This window comes from Saccharopolyspora terrae (genome assembly GCF_004348435.1).
Taxonomy (GTDB): Bacteria; Actinomycetota; Actinomycetes; order Mycobacteriales; family Pseudonocardiaceae; genus Saccharopolyspora; species Saccharopolyspora endophytica.
In genome coordinates this window covers 14,176-36,211 of record NZ_SMKS01000006.1, presented here as the reverse complement: position 1 = coordinate 36,211, position 22,036 = coordinate 14,176, and the positions used below count along the sequence as shown (strand labels likewise).

At 69.2% G+C, this 22,036-nt stretch carries 23 protein-coding genes; 7 read left to right on the top strand and 16 right to left on the bottom strand.

Annotated features, from left to right (window positions below):
• Window positions 1-22 precede the first annotated feature (22 nt).
• The 4 genes from E1181_RS06110 to E1181_RS06095 all read right to left on the bottom strand — a co-directional run bounded on the left by E1181_RS06110 (window position 23) and on the right by E1181_RS06095 (window position 4,454).
• Window positions 23-820 carry a TIGR02569 family protein gene (locus E1181_RS06110; protein ID WP_132672921.1) on the bottom strand — a complete coding sequence of 266 codons (798 nt, stop codon included), beginning with the start codon at window positions 818-820 and terminating at the stop codon, window positions 23-25.
• A gap of 110 nt (window positions 821-930) precedes the next feature.
• Window positions 931-2,103, bottom strand: coding sequence for an adenylyltransferase/sulfurtransferase MoeZ (gene moeZ / locus E1181_RS06105; protein WP_132672920.1), 1,173 nt, complete (start codon window positions 2,101-2,103; stop codon window positions 931-933).
• Window positions 2,104-2,282: 179 nt separating this feature from the next.
• On the bottom strand, window positions 2,283-3,326 hold the full coding sequence (locus tag E1181_RS06100) for a DUF3152 domain-containing protein (RefSeq protein ID WP_235876477.1): 1,044 nt from the start codon (window positions 3,324-3,326) through the stop codon (window positions 2,283-2,285).
• A gap of 99 nt (window positions 3,327-3,425) precedes the next feature.
• A complete protein-coding gene (locus E1181_RS06095; protein ID WP_165944531.1) occupies window positions 3,426-4,454 on the bottom strand; it encodes an alpha/beta fold hydrolase in 1,029 nt (342 codons plus the stop codon).
• A 117-nt stretch (window positions 4,455-4,571) separates the two neighbouring features.
• On the opposite strand from E1181_RS06095, the gene E1181_RS06090 reads away from it, so the two are divergent.
• The gene (locus E1181_RS06090) at window positions 4,572-5,192 is read left to right on the top strand and encodes a TetR/AcrR family transcriptional regulator (RefSeq protein ID WP_132672919.1); all 621 of its coding nucleotides are present in this window, start codon (window positions 4,572-4,574) and stop codon (window positions 5,190-5,192) included.
• A gap of 162 nt (window positions 5,193-5,354) precedes the next feature.
• Here E1181_RS06090 and E1181_RS06085 read toward each other — a convergent pair whose 3' ends face one another.
• Complete coding sequence (locus E1181_RS06085; protein WP_132672918.1) at window positions 5,355-6,236, bottom strand: alpha/beta fold hydrolase; 882 nt, start codon at window positions 6,234-6,236, stop codon at window positions 5,355-5,357.
• Between the two features lie 53 nt (window positions 6,237-6,289).
• Here E1181_RS06085 and E1181_RS06080 point away from each other — a divergent pair, with 53 nt between their 5' ends.
• Complete coding sequence (locus tag E1181_RS06080; RefSeq protein ID WP_132672917.1) at window positions 6,290-7,033, top strand: TetR/AcrR family transcriptional regulator; 744 nt, start codon at window positions 6,290-6,292, stop codon at window positions 7,031-7,033.
• 59 nt (window positions 7,034-7,092) lie between these two features.
• Here the strand turns inward: E1181_RS06080 and E1181_RS06075 are convergent, their stop codons facing one another.
• Both E1181_RS06075 and E1181_RS06070 read right to left on the bottom strand, forming a co-directional pair.
• Window positions 7,093-7,320: a DUF3107 domain-containing protein gene (locus E1181_RS06075; RefSeq protein ID WP_132672916.1), complete on the bottom strand. Its 228-nt coding sequence runs from the start codon at window positions 7,318-7,320 to the stop codon at window positions 7,093-7,095.
• A gap of 111 nt (window positions 7,321-7,431) precedes the next feature.
• Window positions 7,432-8,118: a ferritin-like fold-containing protein gene (locus E1181_RS06070; protein WP_132672915.1), complete on the bottom strand. Its 687-nt coding sequence runs from the start codon at window positions 8,116-8,118 to the stop codon at window positions 7,432-7,434.
• 498 nt (window positions 8,119-8,616) lie between these two features.
• Between E1181_RS06070 and E1181_RS06065 the strand changes: the two genes are divergently transcribed.
• Together E1181_RS06065 and E1181_RS06060 are read left to right on the top strand one after the other, a co-directional pair.
• Window positions 8,617-10,188: a DEAD/DEAH box helicase gene (locus E1181_RS06065; protein WP_207922034.1), complete on the top strand. Its 1,572-nt coding sequence runs from the start codon at window positions 8,617-8,619 to the stop codon at window positions 10,186-10,188.
• A 122-nt stretch (window positions 10,189-10,310) separates the two neighbouring features.
• On the top strand, window positions 10,311-11,513 hold the full coding sequence (locus E1181_RS06060) for an Rv3212 family protein (RefSeq protein ID WP_132672914.1): 1,203 nt from the start codon (window positions 10,311-10,313) through the stop codon (window positions 11,511-11,513).
• A gap of 60 nt (window positions 11,514-11,573) precedes the next feature.
• Here the strand turns inward: E1181_RS06060 and E1181_RS06055 are convergent, their stop codons facing one another.
• The 5 genes from E1181_RS06055 to E1181_RS31305 form a co-directional block, all read right to left on the bottom strand.
• Window positions 11,574-12,008, bottom strand: coding sequence for a hypothetical protein (locus E1181_RS06055; protein ID WP_235876473.1), 435 nt, complete (start codon window positions 12,006-12,008; stop codon window positions 11,574-11,576).
• A 23-nt stretch (window positions 12,009-12,031) separates the two neighbouring features.
• A complete protein-coding gene (locus tag E1181_RS06050; RefSeq protein ID WP_132672913.1) occupies window positions 12,032-12,883 on the bottom strand; it encodes a RecB family exonuclease in 852 nt (283 codons plus the stop codon).
• Between the two features lie 35 nt (window positions 12,884-12,918).
• Window positions 12,919-13,791, bottom strand: coding sequence for a PHP domain-containing protein (locus E1181_RS06045; protein ID WP_132672912.1), 873 nt, complete (start codon window positions 13,789-13,791; stop codon window positions 12,919-12,921).
• Window positions 13,792-14,076: 285 nt separating this feature from the next.
• A complete protein-coding gene (locus tag E1181_RS06040) occupies window positions 14,077-14,649 on the bottom strand; it encodes a PH domain-containing protein (RefSeq protein WP_132672911.1) in 573 nt (190 codons plus the stop codon).
• A gap of 27 nt (window positions 14,650-14,676) precedes the next feature.
• The gene (locus E1181_RS31305) at window positions 14,677-14,841 is read right to left on the bottom strand and encodes a cytochrome c family protein (RefSeq protein ID WP_165939939.1); all 165 of its coding nucleotides are present in this window, start codon (window positions 14,839-14,841) and stop codon (window positions 14,677-14,679) included.
• Between the two features lie 146 nt (window positions 14,842-14,987).
• Between E1181_RS31305 and E1181_RS06035 the strand changes: the two genes are divergently transcribed.
• The 3 genes from E1181_RS06035 (at window position 14,988) to E1181_RS31300 (ending at window position 17,228) form a co-directional block, all read left to right on the top strand.
• A complete protein-coding gene (locus tag E1181_RS06035; protein ID WP_235876472.1) occupies window positions 14,988-15,416 on the top strand; it encodes an NUDIX domain-containing protein in 429 nt (142 codons plus the stop codon).
• Window positions 15,417-15,927: 511 nt separating this feature from the next.
• Entirely contained in the window at window positions 15,928-17,007 is a 1,080-nt protein-coding gene (corA, locus tag E1181_RS06030) for a magnesium/cobalt transporter CorA (RefSeq protein WP_132672910.1), read from the top strand.
• A 50-nt stretch (window positions 17,008-17,057) separates the two neighbouring features.
• The gene (locus E1181_RS31300) at window positions 17,058-17,228 is read left to right on the top strand and encodes a hypothetical protein (protein WP_165943976.1); all 171 of its coding nucleotides are present in this window, start codon (window positions 17,058-17,060) and stop codon (window positions 17,226-17,228) included.
• Between the two features lie 248 nt (window positions 17,229-17,476).
• On the opposite strand, the gene E1181_RS06025 is transcribed toward E1181_RS31300, so the two are convergent.
• From E1181_RS06025 to E1181_RS06010, 4 genes are read right to left on the bottom strand one after another with little or no spacing between them, the layout of a single operon-like run.
• A complete protein-coding gene (locus E1181_RS06025) occupies window positions 17,477-18,649 on the bottom strand; it encodes an ABC transporter ATP-binding protein (RefSeq protein WP_132672909.1) in 1,173 nt (390 codons plus the stop codon).
• A 4-nt stretch (window positions 18,650-18,653) separates the two neighbouring features.
• On the bottom strand, window positions 18,654-19,499 hold the full coding sequence (locus E1181_RS06020) for a carbohydrate ABC transporter permease (RefSeq protein WP_132627329.1): 846 nt from the start codon (window positions 19,497-19,499) through the stop codon (window positions 18,654-18,656).
• Window positions 19,499-20,401, bottom strand: a complete 903-nt coding sequence (locus tag E1181_RS06015) for a carbohydrate ABC transporter permease (RefSeq protein ID WP_132672908.1) — start codon at window positions 20,399-20,401, stop codon at window positions 19,499-19,501. Before E1181_RS06015 ends, E1181_RS06020 begins: the two co-directional genes overlap by 1 nt.
• Window positions 20,401-21,660 (bottom strand): ABC transporter substrate-binding protein, encoded by a 1,260-nt coding sequence (locus E1181_RS06010; protein WP_132672907.1) that lies wholly within the window; start codon window positions 21,658-21,660, stop codon window positions 20,401-20,403. Before E1181_RS06010 ends, E1181_RS06015 begins: the two co-directional genes overlap by 1 nt.
• Between the last annotated feature and the right edge of the window lie 376 nt (window positions 21,661-22,036).

The following is a 22,036-nucleotide window of genomic DNA, read 5'->3' as shown; positions in this document are numbered from 1 at the left end:
GCGCGAACCGAGGCGAAGCCCGTCACAGGACTTCCAGCACGACCTTCGACGCGCGCTCCAAGCCCGTCAGCGTCTTCGCGGAGGAGCGCGGGTGCAGCGCGTGCACCGCGAGCCGGAACAGCAAGGCGCGCAGCAACGCCTGCGGCCAGTCGGTCAGGTGCGACCAGCGCTCCACGATCGCCGGATCGGCTCCGCCCCAGGCCAGCGAGTCCACGACCACCACGGCCGCGGCCCACTCGGCAGGCCGCCAGTACGCGTTGAAGTCGATCACCCCGGGCGAGGCGTCGCCGGCGAAGAGCACGTTGCCGAACAGGTCGCCGTGCACGACCTGCGCCTGCAGCTGCACCGGGCGCCGCGAACCGGCCAGCACGTCGTAGAGCCTGCCGCCCTTCTCCTGCGGCAGCGCGTAGTCCTCTTCACCCCACGCCATCCGGTCGGACAGGGCGTAGATGTCCTGGCGCAGCTGCAGGAACCGCGGCCGGGACAGGAACCTGCTGGCCGCGTGCAGCCGCAGCGACATGGCCACGACCTCGTCGTGCCGCGGCTCGGGACGGCCCATGACGTCGCGGCTGGCGGACCAGCCCGACACCACCCAGCGGCCGTCGGTCGAGCGGACCGGACGCGAGATCCGGACGTCGTCGGGTTCCAGCACGTCGAGGGTCTGCGCGACCCACGCGGCTTCGGCGGTGTTGGCGGCCGGCTTGAGCACGATCTCGCCGCAACGCCACGCGACCGCGCCCTCCAGCGCCTCGGGCTCTTCGACACGCGCGCCGAACGCCGCGCACACGTGCGGCGGTGGCGGCTCCGGCGTAGCACTCACGCGCCAGACGCTACCTCGAAGATCGAGGAATGGGCAGCAGGCGCTCCGGAAAACGCAAGAGCGGTGCGCCAGTCTTCAGGAACCGGCACACCGCTCTGGCGCGACTTCGATCAGTAGGTCGGCAGGCTCTTGTCGACCTGGTTGGCCCAGCCCAGCACACCGCCGCCGACGTGCACGGCGTCGGCGAAGCCGGCCTTGTGCAGCGCCGCCAGCGCCTCGGCGGAACGGCCACCGGACTTGCAGTGCAGGACGATCTTGCGGTCCTGCGGCAGCTCGGACAGCGCCTCACCGGACAGGATGCGGTCCTTGGGGATCAGCTTCGAGCCGTCGATCTTGACGATCTCGTACTCGTGCGGCTCCCGGACGTCGATCAGCTCGAACTTCTCGCCCCGATCGAACATCTCCTTGAGCTCCTGCGGCGTGATGGTGCTGTTCGCCGCGGCCTGCTGCGCGTCGTCGGAGACCACGCCGCAGAACGCCTCGTAGTCGATCAGCTCGTTGATCGGGTCGGCGTTCGGGTCCTTGCGGATCTTGACGGTGCGGTAGCTCATCTCCAGCGCGTCGTAGATCATCAGCCGGCCCAGCAGCGTCTCACCGATTCCGGTGATCAGCTTGATGGCCTCGTTGACCATGATCGAACCGATGGAGGCGCACAGCACGCCCAGCACGCCGCCCTCGGCGCACGACGGCACCATGCCGGGCGGCGGCGGCTCGGGGTAGAGGTCGCGGTACTGCGGCCCGTGCTCGGCCCAGAACACGCTGGCCTGGCCCTCGAAGCGGAAGATCGAACCCCACACGTACGGCTTGCCCAGCAGCACGGCGGCATCGTTGACCAAGTACCGGGTGGCGAAGTTGTCCGTGCCGTCCAGGATCAGGTCGTAGTCGCGGAAGATGTCGAGGGCGTTGTCCGAGGTCAGGTGCGTCTGGTGCAGGTTGACCTGGACGTAGGGGTTGACCTCGGCGATGGAGTCCTTCGCCGACTCGGCCTTCGGGCGGCCCAGGTCGGACTGCCCGTGGATGACCTGGCGGTGCAGGTTCGACTCGTCGACCTCGTCGAACTCGACGATGCCGAGCGTGCCGACCCCGGCCGCGGCCAGGTACAGAAGCGCCGGGCTACCGAGCCCGCCGGCGCCGACCACCAGGACCTTGGCGTTCTTCAGCCGCTTCTGCCCGTCCATCCCGACGTCCGGGATGATCAGGTGGCGGCTGTAGCGCGCGACCTCTTCCTTGGTCAGCTCCGACGCCGGCTCGACCAGCGGCGGTAGCGACGTTGCGCCGGACATTCCCAGCTCCTCCTCTGGTGGCGGCACCGCTCGCTGCGAGAGCGGCCGGTGCCTCAAAAGCGTCCACGTGTTGCCCAACGGGTAACACGGAATCTGCAACGCAAGCCTGAACGATCCGATTCCCCAACCCAAACTACTCCCAGCATCCGGGACGGCGAGATGCTCGTGGGAAGGCGTGCTCAGAAGCCGGGCGCGACCGGGAACGGCCAGGCGTTCGGGCGGCAGACGAAACCGTTCGCGTCGATCTTCGTGCCCTGGTCGGCGACCTTGTTGAGGTCGTGAAGCTCGTTGTTGGAGACGCTGAAGGTCTGCTGCATCATCACCGGCGCCAGCGCTCCCTGACCGGGGCAACCGACGTGCTTGTTGGCGAAGACGTGGCCGACCTCATGGTTGATCGCGTAGCGGCGGTAGTTGCCGATGTCACCTTCGAACGACACGGCGCCGCGCACCCAGCGGGCCGCGTTGAGGTAGACCATGTCGCCCTTGCGGCACGAGCTGTCGTAGGGCACGCCGGCGGTGTAGTCGCAGGCTTCGCGGGCCGTCTGCTGGCTGACCAGGATCACCCGGAAGTCCGGGCGCGGACCGCTGGAGTCGACCCGCTGCAGCGAGATGCCGCCCGCCTGCGGGTTCGTCCAGCTGCGCGGGTCCGACAGGGTCGTCTGCACCAGGTTGCCGAACTCGGCGTTGGGGTCGGGCAGCTCCACGCCGACCTCCAGCTCCACGCTGTAGCGGTAGAGCTGCCCGGAGCCGACGACCGGCGACGTGCCGGGCAGCACCTGGAAGGTGCGGGCACCGGTCTCCGGGATCGGGCCGCCGGGAGGCAGGTCTGCGGAGAACATGTTGACCGGGAAGGTCTGGCTCGGCGGAGCCTCGCGGACGATCGGCTCGCCCGGCCCCTGCTCGGCGATCGGCGGCGGCCCGGTCAGCGCGGCGTCGACGTCGCCCGGGCGCGCGGTCTGCAGCACCGCCAGCGCGGTGATGACCACCAGCAGCGGCAGCGCGTAGACCCGCCAGCCGTAGCGGCCCAGGACGCTCTTGCGGTGCCTCGCCCGGTAGTGGCCCTTCGAGGGCTCAGGCGTCCAGGAGGCGGCCAGCGGCTCGCCCCTGGGGGCGTCGCCCCGCCGCCGCGTGCGGTCCGCCAGACCACGCGACTCACGCGCGGAACGGTCCGCCGGATGGCGGTCTTCCACGGAGTCGCTGGAGGGCTGCGGCGGGCGGTTCACCCCAATAGCGTGCCACAGCCCGACCAGCCAACTCCGTCACACCGACCACTGGGGGTGAGCACCGCCGAAAAGATCACCCTTGTTGCGTAAGAGCGCGTTTCACCAGGTGTCGGAGAGCGCGAGCCCCAGGACCGCGCGCGCCACCATCGCAGGGCGCTCCAACTGGGCGACGTGACCGGTGCGCGGCAGCACGAGCAGCCGTCCACGCGGGAGCAGCGTCGCCGTGCGTGGTGCCTTGCGGACTGAAACCACCCGATCGTTGTCACCCCAGATCACCAGGGCGGGCGCGTCGACACGGGGCAGCAACCGCCACAGCGAGCGCGCGGGTGGCGAGACCCAGGAGCGCATCAGCTCCACGGTCGTGCGAGCCAGCGCGGCGGTGGCCCAGGGCAGGCTCGCGCGCTCGGCGAACTCCTCCGCCGCCTCGTCCAGGCGGTGCGGCGGGATGCGGTCCGGCTCGGCGAAGCACACCCGGACCAGCTGCTCGGCGCGCTCCCGCGGAGTGACCTCCGCGAGCCTGCGGCGAGTGGGCGGGCCGACGACCGGCAGCAGCGCCAGGGCCAGCCGCGGATCGGAGATCCGGCTCGGGCTCGGGCGCAGGTCCGGCATCGCCGGGGAGATCACCGTCAGCGTGCTGACCAGGTCCGGCCGGCGCACGGCGACCTCGATGGCCACGGCCGCGCCGAAGGAGTTGCCGGTCAGGTGCACCGCTCCGGCGCCCAGCTCGGTCAGCAGCCGGATGATCAGGTCGGCGTTCTCCTGCCGCGTGTAGCCGAAGCCCGCCGGGGGCTGCGAGCGGCCGAATCCGGGCAGGTCCACCGCTACGCTGCGCAGGTGACCGGACATCTGGGCAGCCAGGTCGGTCCAGTTCGTCGACGACCCGGCGAGTCCGTGCAGGTGAACGGCGGTCTCCGCGCCGGGCGGCCCCTCCGTCTCGCGGACGTGCAACCAGGCGGGACCGGAGTCCTCGGCCGCGGGCAGGTCGATCCTGCGACCCTCGGGCGGACGCAGGTGGGGATCCAGCGCCGGGAGGCCGTCGACCAGCGGCACCCGCGTCAGGGCGTCGCGATCCAGCCGGTTCCGCCTCGCAGGCCGGTGCAGGTTCACGTCGGTCGCACGCGTCGTCATCAGTACAGGATGCAGTCCGAACCGGACGGATTGCGGTAAGCGGCTTTACTGGCGAGTAGAGTCGGGGAAGTTTGGGGGCTGCATGGCCACCGATCGCGGCGGAAGGAAGAGGCGAGGATGACCGGGACCGCGCAGCCGAACAAGGGAATCCGGTTGCCGCGCGACGCGCGCCGGGCGCAGCTGCTCGAAGCTGCGCAGTACGTGTTCGTGCACAACGGTTACCACGCTGCGGCGATGGACGACATCGCCGAGCGCGCGGGAGTCAGCAAACCGGTCCTCTACCAGCACTTCCCCGGCAAGCTGGAGCTGTACCTGGCGCTGCTGGAGACCCACGGCAACGAGCTCGTCCGCCGGGTCCGCACGGCGATAGAATCGACCACCGACAACAAGCTGCGCGTGCGCGCGGCCATCGGCGCGTTCTACGAGTTCGTCGCCAGCGAGGACCAGGCGTTCCGGCTCGTGTTCGAATCCGACCTGCGCGGTGAGCCCGCCGTGGAGAAGGCCGTCGAGAACTCGCTCTCCGGCTGCATCGACGCGATCACCGAGGCCGTCACCGCCGACGCCGGGCTGGACGCCGCCCGGGCCCGCCTCCTGGCGGTGGGACTCGTGGGCCTCGCCCAGGTCACCGCCCGGGACTGGCTCGACGAGCAGCAGAAGATCCCCCGCGACGAGGCCGTCAACCTGATGTCGACGCTCGCCTGGAAGGGCCTGGCGGGCTTCCCCCTCCAGACGCCCTGACCCGACGAGGATCCGCACGTCACGCAACACCCCAGCCTGACGCATCCGCGCAGGTCAGAGCCGCTCTCGAGGCGGGGATTCGAATTTCGCGCGAAATTCGAGCTCGAACTTCTCCACTCGAATTTCGCGCGAAATTCGAATCCTTCCCCCGGTCGGGTGACGTCAGAGCAGGGTGGCCAGGCGGGCGGTGAGTTCTTCCGTGCGCTCCAGCGGGAGCATGTGGCCCGCTCCCGGGTAGAGGTAGAACTCGGCGTTCGGCAGCTTCTCGGCGATCTTCTCCGCGTGGTCGGTCGGAGTGAGGCGGTCCGAGCCGCCCGCGAAGATCAGGGTCGGGATGCCGTCGAACCTCGACAGGGCCTCGGCGCGCTCGTGAGCGGCGAGCGACTCGCGATAGCCGGCCATGTTCACCGGGTGGCACCCGGCCAGCCAGGACGCCGTGGCCGCCACGTCGTCGGACTGCGGCCGCTTGCCGAACAGCAGCCACCGGACACCCGGGCGCAGCCAGCCCAAGGCGCCGCTGACCCGCTGCCCCTTGGCACCCGCCAGGTAGCGGCGCAGCGCCCGCTCACCGGCGTTGAAGACGTCCGCACCGGGCTTGGGCAAGCCGAAGCTGGGCGCGGCGAGGTTGCCCGAGGAGGTCGCCACGAGCGCCACCCCGCGCACGCGGTCGAACACCTGCGGGTGCTGCTCGGCGAGCGCCATGATCGTCATGCCGCCCATGGAGTGCCCGGCCAGCACGAGCTCGCCCTCGGGCACGCGGTCGGCGATGAGCTCGGCGAGGTCGTCCGCGCAGCGGCGGATGGTGGCATCACCGGGTTCGGCCGGGCGGCTGCCGCCGTGGCCGCGCAGGTCGTAGCGCAGCGTGCGCACGTTGCGCCCGGCCGCAGCGGGCAGTCCGGCGGCGACGCGGTCCCAGGTGTGCTTGCTCAGCGTCCAGCCGTGCACGAACACCGCGGTGATCGGGGCGTCCGCAGGACCCTCGTCGATCAGCCGCAGCCGGGCGCCGTCGCTGGTGGTGAACTCGGCGGGAGTAACCGTCTGCAATTCCGCTCCATCAAGATTGCGTGTTACCGGTGGTAACAGTAACCTCAGGTAGCGTGAGTCACAGTGCCCGGCATGTCAAGGCTGTCCGAAACGAGGAGCACAAGGGCGACGCCCGCAAGGAGCGGTGGCGCGAGCACCGGCTGGCCCGGCGCGCCGAACTCGTCCAAGCGGCGGTGCGCGCGATCGGCGAGCACGGCGCGGAAGTCGGCATGGACGACATCGCCGCCGAGGCCGGCGTCAGCAAACCCGTGCTCTACCGGCACTTCAGCGACAAGAGCGACCTCTACGTCGCCGTCGGCGAGTGGGGCACCGACCTGCTGATGCAGCGCCTCCGCCCGTTGTTCAAGGTCAACGGCTCCGCCAACGAGCTCATCCGGCGGCTGCTCGACGCCTACCTGGGCCTCATCGAGGAGTACCCGGACCTCTACCGGTTCGTCGTGCAACGCAACTTCACCGACCGGCCCGTCGCCAGCGACCCGGTGTCCAACGAGAAGACCGTCATCGCCAACTCGCTGGCCAGGCTGCTCGGCCGCTACATGCGCGCGCTGGGCCTGGACTCCGGCGGCGTCGAGGTGTGGAGCCACGGCCTGGTCGGCCTCGTGCAGGCCAGCGGCGACTGGTGGCTGGACCGGCAGACGATGAGCCGCGAGGACCTCACCACCTACCTGGCGCAGGTCATCTGGTCCGGCATCGACGGCGTGCTGCGCTCGGCCGGGCTGGTCCTCGACCCGGACGAGAACCTCGACCTGCTCGACGAGACCTACCTGGAGGTCGTCCCCGACGAAGAGCTGGGCTGAAACGCGACGAGGGGCGCCCCGGAAACCCGGGATGCCCCTCGATCAGCTCGAATCGGGTGTCAGCCGACCCCGAAGCCCACGCGCGGCACGTCCGCCGGTCCGATCTCGATGTAGGCGATCTTGGTCGACGGGATGATGATGCGCCGCCCCTTGCTGTCGTCCAGCGCCAGCACGCTCGCCTCGTTCTTCAGCGCGTCGGAGACCAGCGATTCGATCTCCTGCGGGGACTGCCCGCTGTCGACCGTCAGCTCGCGCGGACTGTCCACGACGCCGATCTTGACCTCCACGCCGAACCTCCGTAGGGCACTAGAAACGATGTGACCGGCCAAGGCTATCCCAGGCAACCCGCTAGGCATCGGATCTGCCCATTCGCTAAGAGCGAATCCTCGAACAGCCCGTCAGCCCAGGCCGAGCCGGCCCATGCGCTTGGTGTGGTTGCTCTGCAGGCGTCGGAACATCGCGCCGATGCCGGTGAGGTCCCCGGAGCCCTTGATGATCAGCTCGGCCAGCGCGTCGCGCTCGGCGACCACGAACTGGGCCTGGGTGATCGCCTCGCCCAGCAGGCGGCGTCCCCACAGCGTCAGCTTGTCGCGCAGCGAGCGGTCGTCGGCGCAGGCCGCCTGGACCTCGCGCTCGGCGAACGCGGAGTGTCCGGTGTCGGCCAGCACCGTCAGCACCAGCTCGCGCGTGTCGGCCTCCAGCCACTCCGCGACCTCGCGGTAGAAGTCCGCGGCCAGGCCGTCGCCGACGTAGGCCTTGACCAGCGACTCCAGCCAGGAGTGCGGTGCCGTGGAGGAGTTGAACGCCTCGAAGGGCTGGGCGAAGGGCTGCATGGCCTCGTCGACCGCGACCCCGCGGGCGGCCAGCGCCTGCTCCAGCATCCGGTAGTGGCCGATCTCAGCCGCCGCCATGCTCGACAGCGCCGCTCGGCCGGTCAGCGTCGGCGCGGTGCGCGCGTCCTCGGCGAGGCGGTCGAACGCCGAGAGCTCGCCGTAGGCCAGCGCCGCGAGCAGGTCCACGACGCCTTCCTGGTAACGTTCGTCACTTTCACCCGGCATGGTGGCCCGCTGGTCAGCCTCGTTCATGGCTGCGAGCGTAACCGTCGGCACGCCCGAGTTATACGCGCCACGTCAGTTTGGGCTGAAGAACAGGTATCCTCGGCCTCGGAGGAGCAATCGGCGTCCAGACGACGCGGTCGAACACCGTGGGGTCGGCTCCCCGAAACGTCACGGTCCGGGCGACGGGCGCCCGAGCGAGACGGCCCCGGACATGTCGGCGCGACGCGGCTCGAGCGAACGGCTCGACGGCCTTGGCGCGCATGCGATGCCGATGAGACAACGAACCAGCCAGCGGGGTATTCGCCGCTGTAGCGAAACGAAGGCGCGCACCATTACGTCGGTGACCACGAGCACTCCGAGCAGCCGCGAAACGGCGGCCGCCGTGTGCCGGGAGGACGTCGCCACGGGATCGGCCCGAACCGGGAGGAACGCGCGCAGGTACCGAGAGAGGCGATCATTCTGACGTTCACGAACACCCAGGCCCCTGGTGGCCTCGAAGATCAGACCGGGGGCGGCGCCCCCGACATCTCCAGCATTCCCGCAGACGAGGCCACCGAAGAGCACCTCCCCCCGACGTTCGCCGAGCTCGACGTCCACCCGGACATCGTCAAGGCGCTCAACGACGGCGGCATCGAGCGGACCTTCGCGATCCAGGAGCTGACGCTCCCGCTGGCGATGCGCGGCGAAGACCTCATCGGTCAGGCCCGCACCGGAACCGGCAAGACCCTGGGCTTCGGCGTCCCGCTGCTGCACCGCGTGGGCGGTGCCGGCGACGGCACCCCGCAGGCCCTGATCGTGGTCCCGACCCGCGAGCTGTGCCTGCAGGTCACCCGCGACCTCACCGACGCGAGCAAGCACCTGGGCGTGCGGACCCTCGCCGTCTACGGCGGCCGCCCGTACGAGGAGCAGATCTCCGCGCTGCGCAACGGCGTCGACGTGGTCATCGGCACCCCGGGCCGCCTGCTGGACCTGGCCGAGCAGCGCCACCTGGTGCTGGGCAAGGTCTCCACGCTCGTGCTCGACGAGGCCGACGAGATGCTCGACCTGGGCTTCCTGCCCGACATCGAGCGGATCCTGCGGATGGTTCCCGAGCAGCGGCAGACCATGCTGTTCTCGGCGACCATGCCCGGACCCATCCTGACCCTGGCCCGCACCTTCATGACCCGCCCGACGCACATCCGCGCCGAGCAGGCCGACGAGGGCGCGGTGCACGAGCGCACCCGGCAGTTCATCTACCGCGCGCACTCGATGGACAAGTCCGAGCTGATCGCCAAGGCCCTGCAAGCCGAGGACCGCGGTCTCGCGATGGTCTTCAGCCGCACCAAGCGGCAGGCCCAGAAGCTGGCCGACGAGCTCACCGAGCGCGGCTTCGCCGCCGGTGCCGTGCACGGCGACCTGGGCCAGGGCGCCCGGGAGAAGGCGCTGCGCGCGTTCCGCTCCGGCAAGGTCGACATCCTCGTCGCCACCGACGTCGCGGCTCGCGGCATCGACGTGGCCGGCGTGACGCACGTGATCAACCTGCAGTGCCCGGACGACGAGAAGACCTACGTGCACCGCATCGGCCGCACCGGCCGCGCGGGTCGCGAGGGCGTGGCGATCACGCTGGTCGACTGGGACGAGGAACCGCGCTGGAAGATGATCAGCGACACCCTCGGCCTGGGCAAGCCGGAGCCGGTGGAGACCTACTCCACCTCGGCGCACCTGTTCACCGACCTGAGCATCCCGACCGACGTCACCGGGCGGCTGCCGCTGGCCAAGCGCACGCGCGCCGGGCTGGACGCCGAGCCGGAGGGCGAGTCGGGCGAGGCCAAGCGGCCGCGCCGCAACCGGCGCCGCACCCGCGGCGGCAAGTCCGAGGGCGGTGGCGAGCCGACCAGCGGTGCCCGGCAGGACTCCGACGCCGAGACCCGCCCGACCCGGCGCCGCAACCGCCGTCGCACCCGCAGCGGTGACGACGTCAACGCCGAGGTCGGCGCGCAGCAGTCGGAGGCCCCGGCCGCCGCCGAGTCCGGTTCGGCCGACGCGGGCGACCGTCCGCGCCGCCGTCGTCGTCGTCGTGGCGGCGAGGGCTCCCCGGAGTCCACCGACAACGCCTGACCTGCGAACACCCGGAAATCTCGACCTCCTCAGGGGGTCGAGATTTCTTCGTGTCAGGGCCCTTTCCCGAGCGCGGGTAAGCTCCGGGCCGGGAGCCCGTCGAAGACTTTGGGGGAGTTGGTTTGGTCCGGCCGGAGCGGCGCACTCGGGGTGACCTGGTCGCGGTCGCGGTGATCGTGGTGGCCGTGCTCATCGGCTCGGGCGTGCTGTGGTTCAACAGCGACGCCCGGGCGACGATCTCGGAGACCGCGGCCGAACCCCTGCCGAAACCACCCGTGCCGACGTCGGTTCCGGCGGCCCTGCACGAGATCTGGCGGGCGCCGAGCGCGGCGACCCTGGTGCCGGTGATCGCATCGCCGGCCGTGGTCACTGGCAACGGCAACGAGGTCCTCGGCCACGACCCGCTGACCGGCCGGGTCGCCTGGCGCTACGCGCGCGACATCCCGCTGTGCACGATCGGCACCGAGTGGGACCGGGCCGTCGCCGTCTTCGCCAAGTCGCGGAACTGCAGCGAGGTGACCTCGCTGCGGGGACCGACCGGTGAGCGCGGCCCGCAGCGCAACACCGACGCCGAGTTCGGCACCCGGCTGCTCGGCGACGGCACCTACCTGACCGCCACCGGCCGCCGCTCCTTCGAGAGCTGGCGCTCCGACCTGGTGCGCACCCAGCAGTTCGGCATCCCGCCGCAGCTGAAGAACCCGGACAACAACATCAAGCGCCCGGACTGCACCTACTCCTCGATCGCGGTCGGGCACGAGCGCGCGGCCGCCATCGAGAACTGCCCCGGCGAGACGGGCCGGGTCACGACGATCAAGACGCACCCCGAGGACGACGAGAAGCCCGAGGAGGTCTTCAGCGTCTCCCTCGGCAGCCGCGACGCCTCGGTGGTGGCGGTGACCGACGAGCGCGTCGCCGTGGTCATGCGCGACGACCCGCAGCTGGTGCTGTTCGACAACACCGGCCGCGTGGTCGCCACCCACCCGGTCCGCACCGGTCCCCTCGCCAGCGACGACAACGTGCGGGTGGAGAGCACCGCCATCGGCCGCCGCATCTACTGGCACACCGGGGCGGACACGATCGCGCTGGACCCGAAGACCCTCGACCCGCTGTGGACCGTCCCGGACACGCTGGGAGCGGGGACCTCGCTGGCGAACCGGCTGGTGATGCCGGTGCAGGGCGGCATGGCCGTCCTCGACCCGGTGACCGGTGCCCGCGAGCGCGTCATCCCCGTCGACCGCGGCGACCACACCGGCCCGGTCCGGCTCAACTCGGTCGGACCGGTCGTGCTGGAACAGCGCGGCGACACCCTGGTCGCCCTGCGCTGACCGCGAAAAAGGGCCTCCCGCGCGGGAGGCCCTTCGGAGCGGGTGGCGGCCCTCAGACCGTCACCACCACCAGAACCAGAGCGATCCCAGCACCACGACCAGCACGCCGACCACGGCAAGACCGCCGTTGCGGTCGCGGTTGCGGTCGGCGTAGGTCTGCAGCGCGAGGGCGACGAGACCCGCGACGACCTGCGAGATCACCGCTGAGACACCCGGCCCCTGCTGCCCGTGCGAGGTGGCCCAGAACTGGACGCCGATCAGGACCAGCGCCAGCATCAACGAGCCCATCGCCAGCGCACCGGTGAAGCTGCGCAGGGTGGTTCCCGCGGTGCTCACCTGGCGGGACCGGGCGAGTTCGTGGCGGTGCGGGCGGGTGCGCGGGGCCTCGGGGGCCGCGCGGCGCGGACGGGGCGGCGGCATCCGGCGCGCACCGTCGCCCGGCGGCATGTGCCGCGTGCGGGGCGGTGTTCGTCGTTGCGGGGCTGGTGCGTGCATCGGCCCGTCCTCCGGTCGAAAGCTCATCCGTCCCCCAGCAGCGACCAGGGTCGCAGATCCGGTGCGGCCTGCTGTCCCTCGGTGCAGTGTGCCCGGAAATCGCACCAGGAGCAGTGCGGTCCGGTCCTGACCGGAAACGCCGTCTCCGCAACGGTGCTGGCGCCCGGGGACGCGGATTCCAGTGCGTCGGTTGCCTCCTGGAGCTCACCCGCCAGCCTTTCGGCGCGTTCCCGGAGTCCGTCGAGGGACTCGGCGGTGTGATCCCAGGCCGAGACCGTACCCGTCGGCAGGTGGTGCAGCTCAACCCGGTTGCACGGCCGATGCAGCGTTTTGCGCACCGCGAGCGCGTACAGGCCCAGTGCCAGCGAGTTCTTCGCGTCGTCGACCCGCAGCCCGTGCCTGCCGGTCTTGTAGTCGACGACGACGAGCTCGCCGCCCCGCTCGTCGACGCGGTCCACCCGGCCCTCGGCGATGATCTCGCCGACCGGCGCCGACACCCAGCGCTCGATGGCCACCGGCGTGAAGTCGGCGGGCAGCTCCGCCACGTAGTCGTGGACCCAGCGCTGCGCGCGTCGCCGGTGCTCGGCGGCCTGGTCGGCGTCGGCGAACCCGTCGGACTTCCAGTGCCGGTGCACCAGCACCTCCGCGCGTTGCGGGGTGCGCTTCTCCGGACGCAGCTCGAAGTAGGTCTTCAGCGCGTTGTGCACGACCGCTCCGAGCGTGGCGTTGGCCCACGCCCCTCCGCGCTTCGGCGCGGGTCTGTCGAGGTAGGTCATGCGGTACCGGCGTGGGCATCCCGCCCACGTCGACAGGCGGGCTGGGGTGACCCGCACGAGTTTCCCGGGAATGCCTTCCAGGCCGAGCTGCTGCTGCACGCCGACAACACTACGCAGAACGGCCGACCGGCAGATCAGCTGATGACCTTGCTCCCGGTGCAGCGGGCGATGATTCGCTCCAACGAGTCAGGGGCCGTGGTCTCCTGGCCGATCCGGATCGTCTTGTTGGTGCCGTGGTAGTCGCTGCTGCCGGTGGGGATCAGGTCCAGCTCGGCGGACAGCTCGCGCAGCTTCGCCCTGGTGGGCTCGTCGTGATCGGGGTGGTCGATCTCGACCCCGGCGAGCCCGTGATCGGCCAGTTCGGCGACGACCTCGGCGTTGACCACCGGTCCCCGCTTGTGGGCGAACGGGTGCGCCAGCACGGTCGCGCCGCCGGCCTCGGAGATCATGTCGATGGCCCGGTGCACGGGTGTGTCGGTGCGCGGCAGGTAGTAGCTGCCGCTGCTGCTGAGGTACTTCGCGAAGGCTTCGTCGACGCTGGCGACCGTTCCGGCCGCGACCAGCGCGCGCGCCAGGTGCGGGCGTCCGCCCGGCGAGTCCGGCGGCAGTCCGGCCATGATCGCCTCGGGGTCGATCGGGAAGCCGTCGGAGGCCATCTGGTGGGCCATCTGGTGCAGCCGCTCGCGGCGCTCGGCGCGCAGCCGCGACTGCTCGCGCACCAGCGCGGGGGACGAGGGGTTGAACAGGTAGGCCAGCAGGTGGACCGTGACCCTGCCACCACGACCGTCGGGGCTGGAGCAGGACAGCTCCGCTCCCGGGACCAACCGGAACGTTCCGGGACGACCGAGTTCGCGCACGGCGCGTTCGGCTTCCGCCCAACCGGCGGTGGTGTCGTGGTCGGTGATCGCGACCGCGTTTAGCCCGGCAGCGACCGCGGTCGCCACCAACTCGGCCGGCGTGTCGGTTCCGTCTGACTCGGTGGAATGCGCGTGCAGGTCGATGAGCACACCTCAGTGTGACCCATGACCGGCCGCGAGGATGCCTCGCGCCGGTGATCCCGGCCACGCCACGCGAACGCATGGGAGTTGGTCGGGACCGCCCGCAAGCGGCGCAGCCGCGAGACGACAGGAGCACCTGAGCAACTGGCACCGCCGCGGGTTCTGACACGTCGTCCGGGTGAGGACGGCACGACGCCGTGTATTGGCATACATCAGTCGTGGCGCCCGGAGGCCGGACGACGTGTCAGGTTCCGCTGCCCGCACCGCCAAGCAAGGCGATCACGGAGACAGTGGTTAGAGCTTGGCCGCTTTCCGCTTGCCCACCGCTGCGCGGCGGGCTTTGAGCATGGAGAAGCGGTCCTGCTGCTGGCCCTTCTTGTCACCGAACACCAGGCCCGAGATCGCGTCCTCGACCTCGGTCGGGTTGGGGACGTACTCGATCCGGTTGAGCGCCTGGATCTGGCCCGCTGACTCGACGATCAGCGTGCCGTACCCGAACATCCGGCCCATCAGCGAGCGGTGGAAGGTCAGGTCGGTGACCTTGGTGACCGGCATCATCGCCACGTTGGTGGTGAAGATCCCGGTGGTCATCAAGAACCTCTTGTCGGTCACCACGATGCGCTCCACGTACCAGTCGAGAACCTGGTAGGTGAAGCGGATCAGCACGACAAGACCGGCGTACCAGAGGATGTTCTGGAACAGCCAGGAGCTGCCGGCGGGCAGCAGGTACGACACCAGCACGAGTCCGACGAGCAACCCCGCCGCCTCGAACAGGTCCCACACCAAGCTGGCCCAGTGACGCCGAACCCGGATCACCCGGCGTTCGGAGTCCAGCAGGTACTCGTCGGGATCCCTAGGAGCGAACAACGCACCCGCCTCCCCGCGATTCTCGCCTTATCCCTGGAAGAGGTTCTGCATGAAGGTGATGACAGCTTCTGCAGCCCCACGAAGACTGGCCAGGATGCCGTTCACGACATTGCTGGCTTGGTCCGGCGCGGAAAACAAGAAGAACAGGAGGAAAGCAACCACTGCCCAGGTGAGGATTTTCTTCATGTTCACTGTGACGCACCCCGTCCGAAAAAGCCCTTGAGTAGCACAGGCGCCTGCTGATCCGTTGTACCGCACTCCGCCCCATTACGGCAGCTTTGTACCGCACTTGGGTCAGTCGTTTCCGGGCAGGCCCGGACCAACTACCCTCCGTGTTGATGATCGTATCTGAGAATCCCGTGATCCGCTGCGTCGGAGCTCTCATTTTCGACCCCCGAGGCAGGTTGTGCCTGGTCAAACGGGCCAATGACCCTGGTAGGGGCAAGTGGTCGATACCCGGGGGCCGGGTGGAGCACGGCGAAACCGATCATTCGGCGGTACGGCGCGAGGTTTTCGAGGAAACCGGACTCGTCGTCACGGTCGGTGATCTCATCGGCCGGGTCGAGCGACCCGCTCCGCGCGGTACCTTCGAGATCCTCGACTACTCCTGCCGGACCAATGAATGGGTGCTTTCCGCTGGTGACGACGCCGCGGACGCAATCTGGGCAGACGGTGCGACTTTCGCCACACTCGATCGAAATGGAGCGCTCACGGCCGGTTTGGCCGAGGCGCTGCGGTCCTGGGATTGTTTACCCCGCAACGAGTGAGCGGGAATGCCGCCGGGTTACGCGCCTCCGACGGAGTGCGTGACGATCGGTGGATCGACCCCCGAGTGGAGCCCTTTCCGAGTGCCCGAATTAGTCGACTGGTCCGCTTTCGCGTTCGTACCACCGCTGCGACCTGTGACGTGAGTTCGACGCAGTTGTCATCAGCCCACCCGGACGGAGTATGGTTCCCGGTTGGCTGATGCAGTGCCCACCCCTTGTGGTGGATGACCTTCGGGAGGTGAGGGATCGTGAGCAGTAGTACCGACAGCGCGCTTCCGTGCAGTACCAACCGCATCCCCGCCGAGAAGGCCCGTCGCTGATCTGAGCGAGTTGGTTCTCCGGCCCGTCAGGGGCCCGGCCGGGATGCGAGACCCCCGCAAGCGAGAGTGATCTCCGCCCGAGGGAACACCGCCGCGGTGCAGCGTCCGGACGATCGTCCGGATGACCGCTGACCGGAACACCGGTCTCGCGCCACGCACGTTCCTGGGCCCCGGAACCCCTGGAGGCCGTCGTGCCGAACCTGCCTTCGCTCGGCCTGCGCAACCGCAACGGTCGCGCGGCCCAGCCCATCGCGCGCAAGCCCGCGCCGGTGTCCGCCTACGTGGTGGACTGCGCCGTCTACGTCGACGGCCACCGGCTGGACGGGACCTGGAACCACGCCGACGCCATCGAAGAGGTCCGCCGGCGCGGCACCGGGTTCGTCTGGATCGGGCTGCACGAGCCGACCGAGGAGCAGATCAACGGCATCGCCGAGACCTTCGGGCTGCACGAGCTCGCGGTCGAGGACGCGGTGCACGCGCACCAGCGGCCCAAGCTGGAGCGCTACGACAACACGCTGTTCATGGTGCTCAAGACGGTCCGCTACGCCGACACCGCGCACCGCACCGCGACCAGCGAGATCGTTGACACCGGTGAGCTGATGGTCTTCCTCGGCCGGGACTTCGTGATCACCGTCCGGCACGGCAAGCACGCCGAGCTGGGCGACCTCCGCTGCCGTCTGGAGGACGACCCGGAGCAGCTGGCGCTGGGCCCGTCAGCGGTGCTGCACGGGGTGGCCGACACGGTGGTGGACAACTACCTGGACGTCACCGAGGCGATCCAGGACGACATCGACGAGATCGAGGCCGAGGTCTTCGAGCCCCGCACCAAGATCGACGCCGAGCAGATCTACCTGATGAAGCGCGAGGTCATGGAGCTGCGGCGGGCGGTGCAGCCGCTGTCGAAGCCGATGCAGCGGCTGGCCGAGGGCTACACGCCGATGATCGCCGAGGACGTGCGCTCCTACTTCCGCAACGTCGAGGACCACCTGGCGCGCGTGTCGGAAATGGTCGGCGCCTTCGACGAGCTGCTGACCACGCTGGTGGACGCCACGCTCGCCAAGATCACGCTCCAGCAGAACACCGACATGCGCAAGATCTCGGCCTGGGTCGCGATCATCTCCACGCCGACGATGATCGCCGGGATCTACGGCATGAACTTCGACTTCATGCCCGAAACCGGTTGGAAGTTCGGCTATCCGATGGTGATGGTCGTGATGCTCATCGCCTGCATGGTCTTGTTCAAGATCTTCCGGAAGAACAAGTGGCTGTAACGATTCCGGCGCTCGAACCGATGTCGTACGTGGAAGTGAGGAGGTCCGACATGCAAGCGCACACCACCGCGCCCACCCAGCTGCGACTCCTCACCGCGAGACGAAGTCCCGTGTCTCGCCGGGAGATCGCCGAGAAGTTGTTCCGGCACTCCGCTTGGGTGCAGCGAAAACCCGGCGCGATGTGGGACGTGGTCCCCGCGCCGAGCGCCTGCGCGCGCTGACGGCCCCTGCCCGGGTAGACCGCGGGCCACATCGTGAAAACGGATCTGCAGCAACCAGAATCTCGTTCTCACGTAGGGAGGCACCGCTATGACTCGCCTGCTCTCCAGCAAGCTCACCTTTCTCGTCGCGCTGATCGCGGGCTGGATCGCCATGGAGTTCGTGCTCATCGCGAACCAGCTCTGATCACCGCGCGGAGGGGACGGTTGCTCCAGGCCCAGCGGCCGGAGAACCGTCCCCCGCTCATGCGCTACCTGATCGTCGCGCCCGTCTTCGGGTTGAACAGGTGGATCTTGTCCGTGTCGAACCAGACCGAGAGCTGCTCGTTCTCCCGGGCCCGCGACTCCACCGACAGGCGGGTGACGACCTGGCCGTCGTCGGTGGGCACCTCGGAGCTGCCGCTGTCGGCGGCGAGCTCGTCGAGCTCCGCGCTGCTGGCCTTGGCGCCCTGCAGCGTGAAGTAGACGTACTTGTCCGAGCCCATCTCCTCGACCACGTCCACCTCGCCGGTGAACGTCGCTCCCCTGGTCTTGACCGCGTCGTCGACCAGCGAGGCGTCCTCGAAGTGCTCCGGGCGGATGCCCAGCACGAGGTCCCGAGGCGCGTCGGCGGCCTCCGCGGCCTTGCGCAGCCTCTCCGGCAGCGGCACGTCGCCGAGGGCGCTGCGCAGCTCGCCCTCCGCGAGCTCCACCGGCACGAAGTTCATGGCCGGTGAGCCGATGAAGCCGGCCACGAACAGGTTCGCCGGGTTCTCGTAGAGGTGCTGCGGCGGTCCCACCTGCTGCACCACGCCGCCGCGCAGCACCACGACCCGGTCGCCGAGGGTCATCGCCTCGGTCTGGTCGTGGGTGACGTAGACGGTGGTGGTGCCCAGCTGCTTCTGCAGCTTCGACACCGAGGTGCGCATCTGCACCCGCAGCTTGGCGTCCAAGTTGGACAGAGGCTCGTCCATGAGGAAGGCCTTGGGACTGCGCACGATCGCCCGGCCCATCGCGACCCGCTGCCGCTGGCCACCCGAGAGGTTCGCCGGCCTGCGGTCCAGGTGGTTTCTCAGGTCGAGGATCTTCGCGGCCTCGGTGACCTTGTCCTTCACCGTCGCGTTGTCCACTTTGGCCAGTCGCAGCGGGAAGGCCATGTTCTCGAACACGGTCATGTGCGGGTAGAGCGCGTAGGACTGGAACACCATCGCGATGTCGCGGTCCTTGGGCGCGCGCTCGTTCATCCGCTGCCCACCGATGCGCAGCTCGCCGCCGCTGATGTCCTCCAGCCCGGCGATCATGTTGAGCGTGGTCGACTTCCCGCAGCCCGACGGACCGACCAGGATCACGAACTCGCCGTCGGCGATCTCCAGGTTGACCTCGTTGACCGCCAGCGCCCCGTCCGGGTAGCGCTTGGTCACCTTGTCCAGCACGATGTCGGCCACTTGCTTACCCCTTCACTGCGCCGGAGGTCAGTCCGGACACGATGCGTCGCTGGAAGAACAGCACGAACAGGATGATCGGAATGGTGATCACCACGGCGGCGGCGGAGATCGTCCCGGTCGGGTCCTCGAACTGCGAGTCGCCGGTGAAGAACTGCAGCGCCACCGGGACCGTCCGCGAGTTCGCCGTCGACGTCAGCGAGATGGCGAACAGGAAGTCGTTCCAGCAGAAGATGAACACCAGGATCGCGGTGGTGAACACGCCCGGTGCGGCCAGCGGTGCGATCACCCGGCGGAACGCCTGCGCGGGTGTGGCGCCGTCCATCTTGGCCGCCTTCTCCAGCTCCCACGGGATCTCCCGGAAGAACGCCGACAGCGTGTAGATCGCCAGCGGCAGCGAGAAGGTGATGTAGGGCAGGATCAGTCCCGGCCAGGTGTCGAACAGGCCCACCGTCCGCTCGATGTCGAACAGCGGCGAGACCAGCGAGACCTGCGGGAACATCGCGATCAGCAGGGACGCCCCGACCAGCGCTCGCTTGCCGGGGAAGTCGAGCCGGGCGATGGCGTAGGCGGCCATGGTGCCCAGCACGACGGCGATCGCCGTGGCGATCAGCGCGATGCCGATGGAGTTCAGCAGCGCGCGGGTGAACTCGGTGGTGGAGAAGATCGCCGCGTAGTTCTCCAGCGTCCACTCGCGCGGGATCAGGTTCCCGTCCGAGAGGGTGTCGGAGGTCTTGAACGACAGCGACAGGATCCACAGCACCGGCAGCAGCGCGTAGGCCACCACGATGACGTTGAGCGCGGCCCACTTGGCTTTGCGCGCGGGTGTCGGTGTCCCGCCGAGGCCGGCCATCAGCCCCTCCCCTTCTCTTCGCTGCCCGGGGCCGCGGTGCCGAAGAGCTTCACGAAGATCCACGCGATGAGCGCGACCGCGATGAAGATCAGCACCGACATCGTCGATCCGATGCCCAGGTTGAGTCCCTTGATGAGGTTGTTGTAGGCGAGCACCGACACCGAGGAGGTGTCCTGCGCTCCCCCGGTGAGCACCACGATGTGGTCGAAGACGCGGAAGGCGTCGAGGGTCCGGAACAGCAGCGCGACGAGGATCGCCGGCTTCATCACCGGCAGCATGACCTTGACGAACCGCTGCCAGGCGCCCGCTCCGTCCATCGCCGCGGCTTTGAGGAGGTCGTCGGGCACCAGCGCGAGCCCGGACATCAGCAGCAGCGCCATGAACGGCGTGGTCTTCCAGATCTCCGCGACGATGACGATGGCCAGCGCGCTGCCGTACTCGGTCAGCGGAGCCCCGCTGGGGGCGATGGCGTTGGCCAGGTAGCCGGTGTCCGGAGTCCAGGCGTAGCGCCAGCTGAACGCGGCGACGACCGTGACGATGCCGTACGGGATGAGGCTGACCGTGCGCACCAGTCCCTTGCCGACCAGCGCCCGGTGCATGATCAGCGCCAGCGACATGCCCAGCACGAACTCGACCAGCACCGACACGGCGGTGACGAGGATGGTCACCCAGAACGCGCTCCACCAGTAGGTGTTGGTGAGCACGGTGATGTAGTTGTCGAACCAGATGAACTCGCGCTGGTCCGGGTACTTCAGGTCGAAGCGCTGGAAGGACAGCCAGAACGCGTAGAGGATCGGCCAGCCGGTGACGGCGATCATCACCAGCGCGGCCGGGGCCGCCAGCAGCATCCCCAGCCGGCGTTCGGCCCGCTTGCCGTCGCTGAGCGCGTCTGTGGTCGCCATCAGGGCATCACCCCCTTGGATTCCAGGGCGTTCTGCACCTCGCGGCGCATCCGCTCGGCGGTGGCCTGCGGATCGATCTCGGCGATCGGGCTGAGCATGTTGGACAGCACCGTCGAGACGTTCTGCGCGGCCGGGGTCACCGGTCGCATCCCCGGGTCCTTGAGGGCTTGCAGGATCGTCTCGTGCATCGGGTACTCGGCCTGCAGCTCAGGATCGGAGTAGAGCGACTCGCTGGTGGGCGGCACGCCGTCGTTGATGGCAGAGAACTTCTGGCTCTCCTTGTCGCGCAAGCACTTCGCGGCCTCGAAGGACAGCTCCGGCTTGGTGGAGTAGCTGCTGACGGCGTAGTTGGCGCCGCCGATGGTCGACTTGCTGGGCACGTTCGGGTCCAGGCCGGGCAGGCGCGCCCAGCCGACCTTCGCGGCCAGCTCGGGCTTCTCCTCCTGCATCGAGGCGTAGACGAACGGCCAGTTGAGCTCGAAGGCCGACTGGCCGGTCTCGAACTCCTGCCGCGCGTCGTCCTCCTCGGCGTTGTTCATGCCGGGGCTGGTGACCCCCGCGTTGCCGAGGTCGCGCAGGGCTTCCAGCCCGCGCACCGCGCCCTGGTCGACGACGGCGGTCTTGCCGTCCTCGCCGATCACGTGCCCGCCCGCCGACTCCAGCAGCGTGTTGTAGTGCACGTACAGGCCCTCGAACTGCGCACCGGTGAGGGTGATCCAGTGCGGCTTGCCCTCCTGCTTGAGGCGCTGGGCGGTCGAGATCATCTCGCCCCAGCTCCGGGGCGCTTCGGCGACGAGGTCCTTGCGGTACCAGAGCAGCTGCACGTTGGTGTTCTTCGGCGCCGCGTAGAGCTTGCCCTGCCAGGTCGCGGTCTCCAGCGGTCCGGGCAGCGTGTCCTGCTCGACCTCGGCCTTGTCGGCACCGGTCCACTCGCGGACCCAGTTGGCCTCGGCGAACTCGCCGGTCCAGGTGACGTCGAGGTAGAGCAGGTCCATGCCGGTGTCCCCGGCGGCGAGGCGGCGCACCATCTGCTCGCGCTGGCCGTCGGCGTCTCGGGGAAGCTTGTGGTAGACGATGTTGTACTTGCCCGCGGCTTTGGCGTTGCAGCGGTCGACGTTGTGCTGCAGGTTCTCCTCGGGTGCGCTGTAAAGGTTGATCGTGTTGGCACTTGCGGCTTGGCCGCATGCGGTCAACGCCGACGCGCACACCAGGGACGCGCCCAGCAATGCCGCCGTACGAGTGCGGCGAACTTTCACCATCAGTCCTTCCGGTGCCCTGGTCGCGTGCGCGACCGAGCTCCCGGATTTCGTCAACGCTCCGTCGCACCACGACCACCGGCGGTCAGCCGGTGGCTGGAAAGCTAAGGCCCGATGATCACGGAGGGCAAGGACTCCCGAGCCTTGTTGCCAACCCGTGAAGAACCGGTGAACGACCGACGCAACCGCTCCCCCATTAGCCCCGGATCACTTAGCCGTTTCGGCGGCCGGAGCAGGGGTTTCGTTGAAGGCGCGACAACCCGGAGGACCAAGAACAGGGGTCAAGAGGGGTTCCGATGAACCACAAGCGGCGAAGCCGCGGATGTCCCCGAGCCACCGTCAGGCAAGCACCGAAGGTGCTTTCTCACTCCCCCAAGCA

Bases quoted from the DNA above. Each gene is read 5' to 3' on its own strand.
- E1181_RS06035 (WP_235876472.1), top strand. From the start codon at position 14,988: ATGATCGTATCTGAGAATCCCGTGATCCGCTGCGTCGGAGCTCTCATT.
- E1181_RS06055 (WP_235876473.1), bottom strand. From the start codon at position 12,008: ATGCACGCACCAGCCCCGCAACGACGAACACCGCCCCGCACGCGGCAC.
- E1181_RS06020 (WP_132627329.1), bottom strand. From the start codon at position 19,499: ATGGCCGGCCTCGGCGGGACACCGACACCCGCGCGCAAAGCCAAGTGG.
- E1181_RS06090 (WP_132672919.1), top strand. From the start codon at position 4,572: ATGACCGGGACCGCGCAGCCGAACAAGGGAATCCGGTTGCCGCGCGAC.
- E1181_RS06010 (WP_132672907.1), bottom strand. From the start codon at position 21,660: ATGGTGAAAGTTCGCCGCACTCGTACGGCGGCATTGCTGGGCGCGTCC.
- E1181_RS06015 (WP_132672908.1), bottom strand. From the start codon at position 20,401: ATGGCGACCACAGACGCGCTCAGCGACGGCAAGCGGGCCGAACGCCGG.
- moeZ (WP_132672920.1), bottom strand. From the start codon at position 2,103: ATGTCCGGCGCAACGTCGCTACCGCCGCTGGTCGAGCCGGCGTCGGAG.
- E1181_RS06095 (WP_165944531.1), bottom strand. From the start codon at position 4,454: ATGACGACGCGTGCGACCGACGTGAACCTGCACCGGCCTGCGAGGCGG.
- E1181_RS06070 (WP_132672915.1), bottom strand. From the start codon at position 8,118: ATGAACGAGGCTGACCAGCGGGCCACCATGCCGGGTGAAAGTGACGAA.
- E1181_RS31300 (WP_165943976.1), top strand. From the start codon at position 17,058: ATGCAAGCGCACACCACCGCGCCCACCCAGCTGCGACTCCTCACCGCG.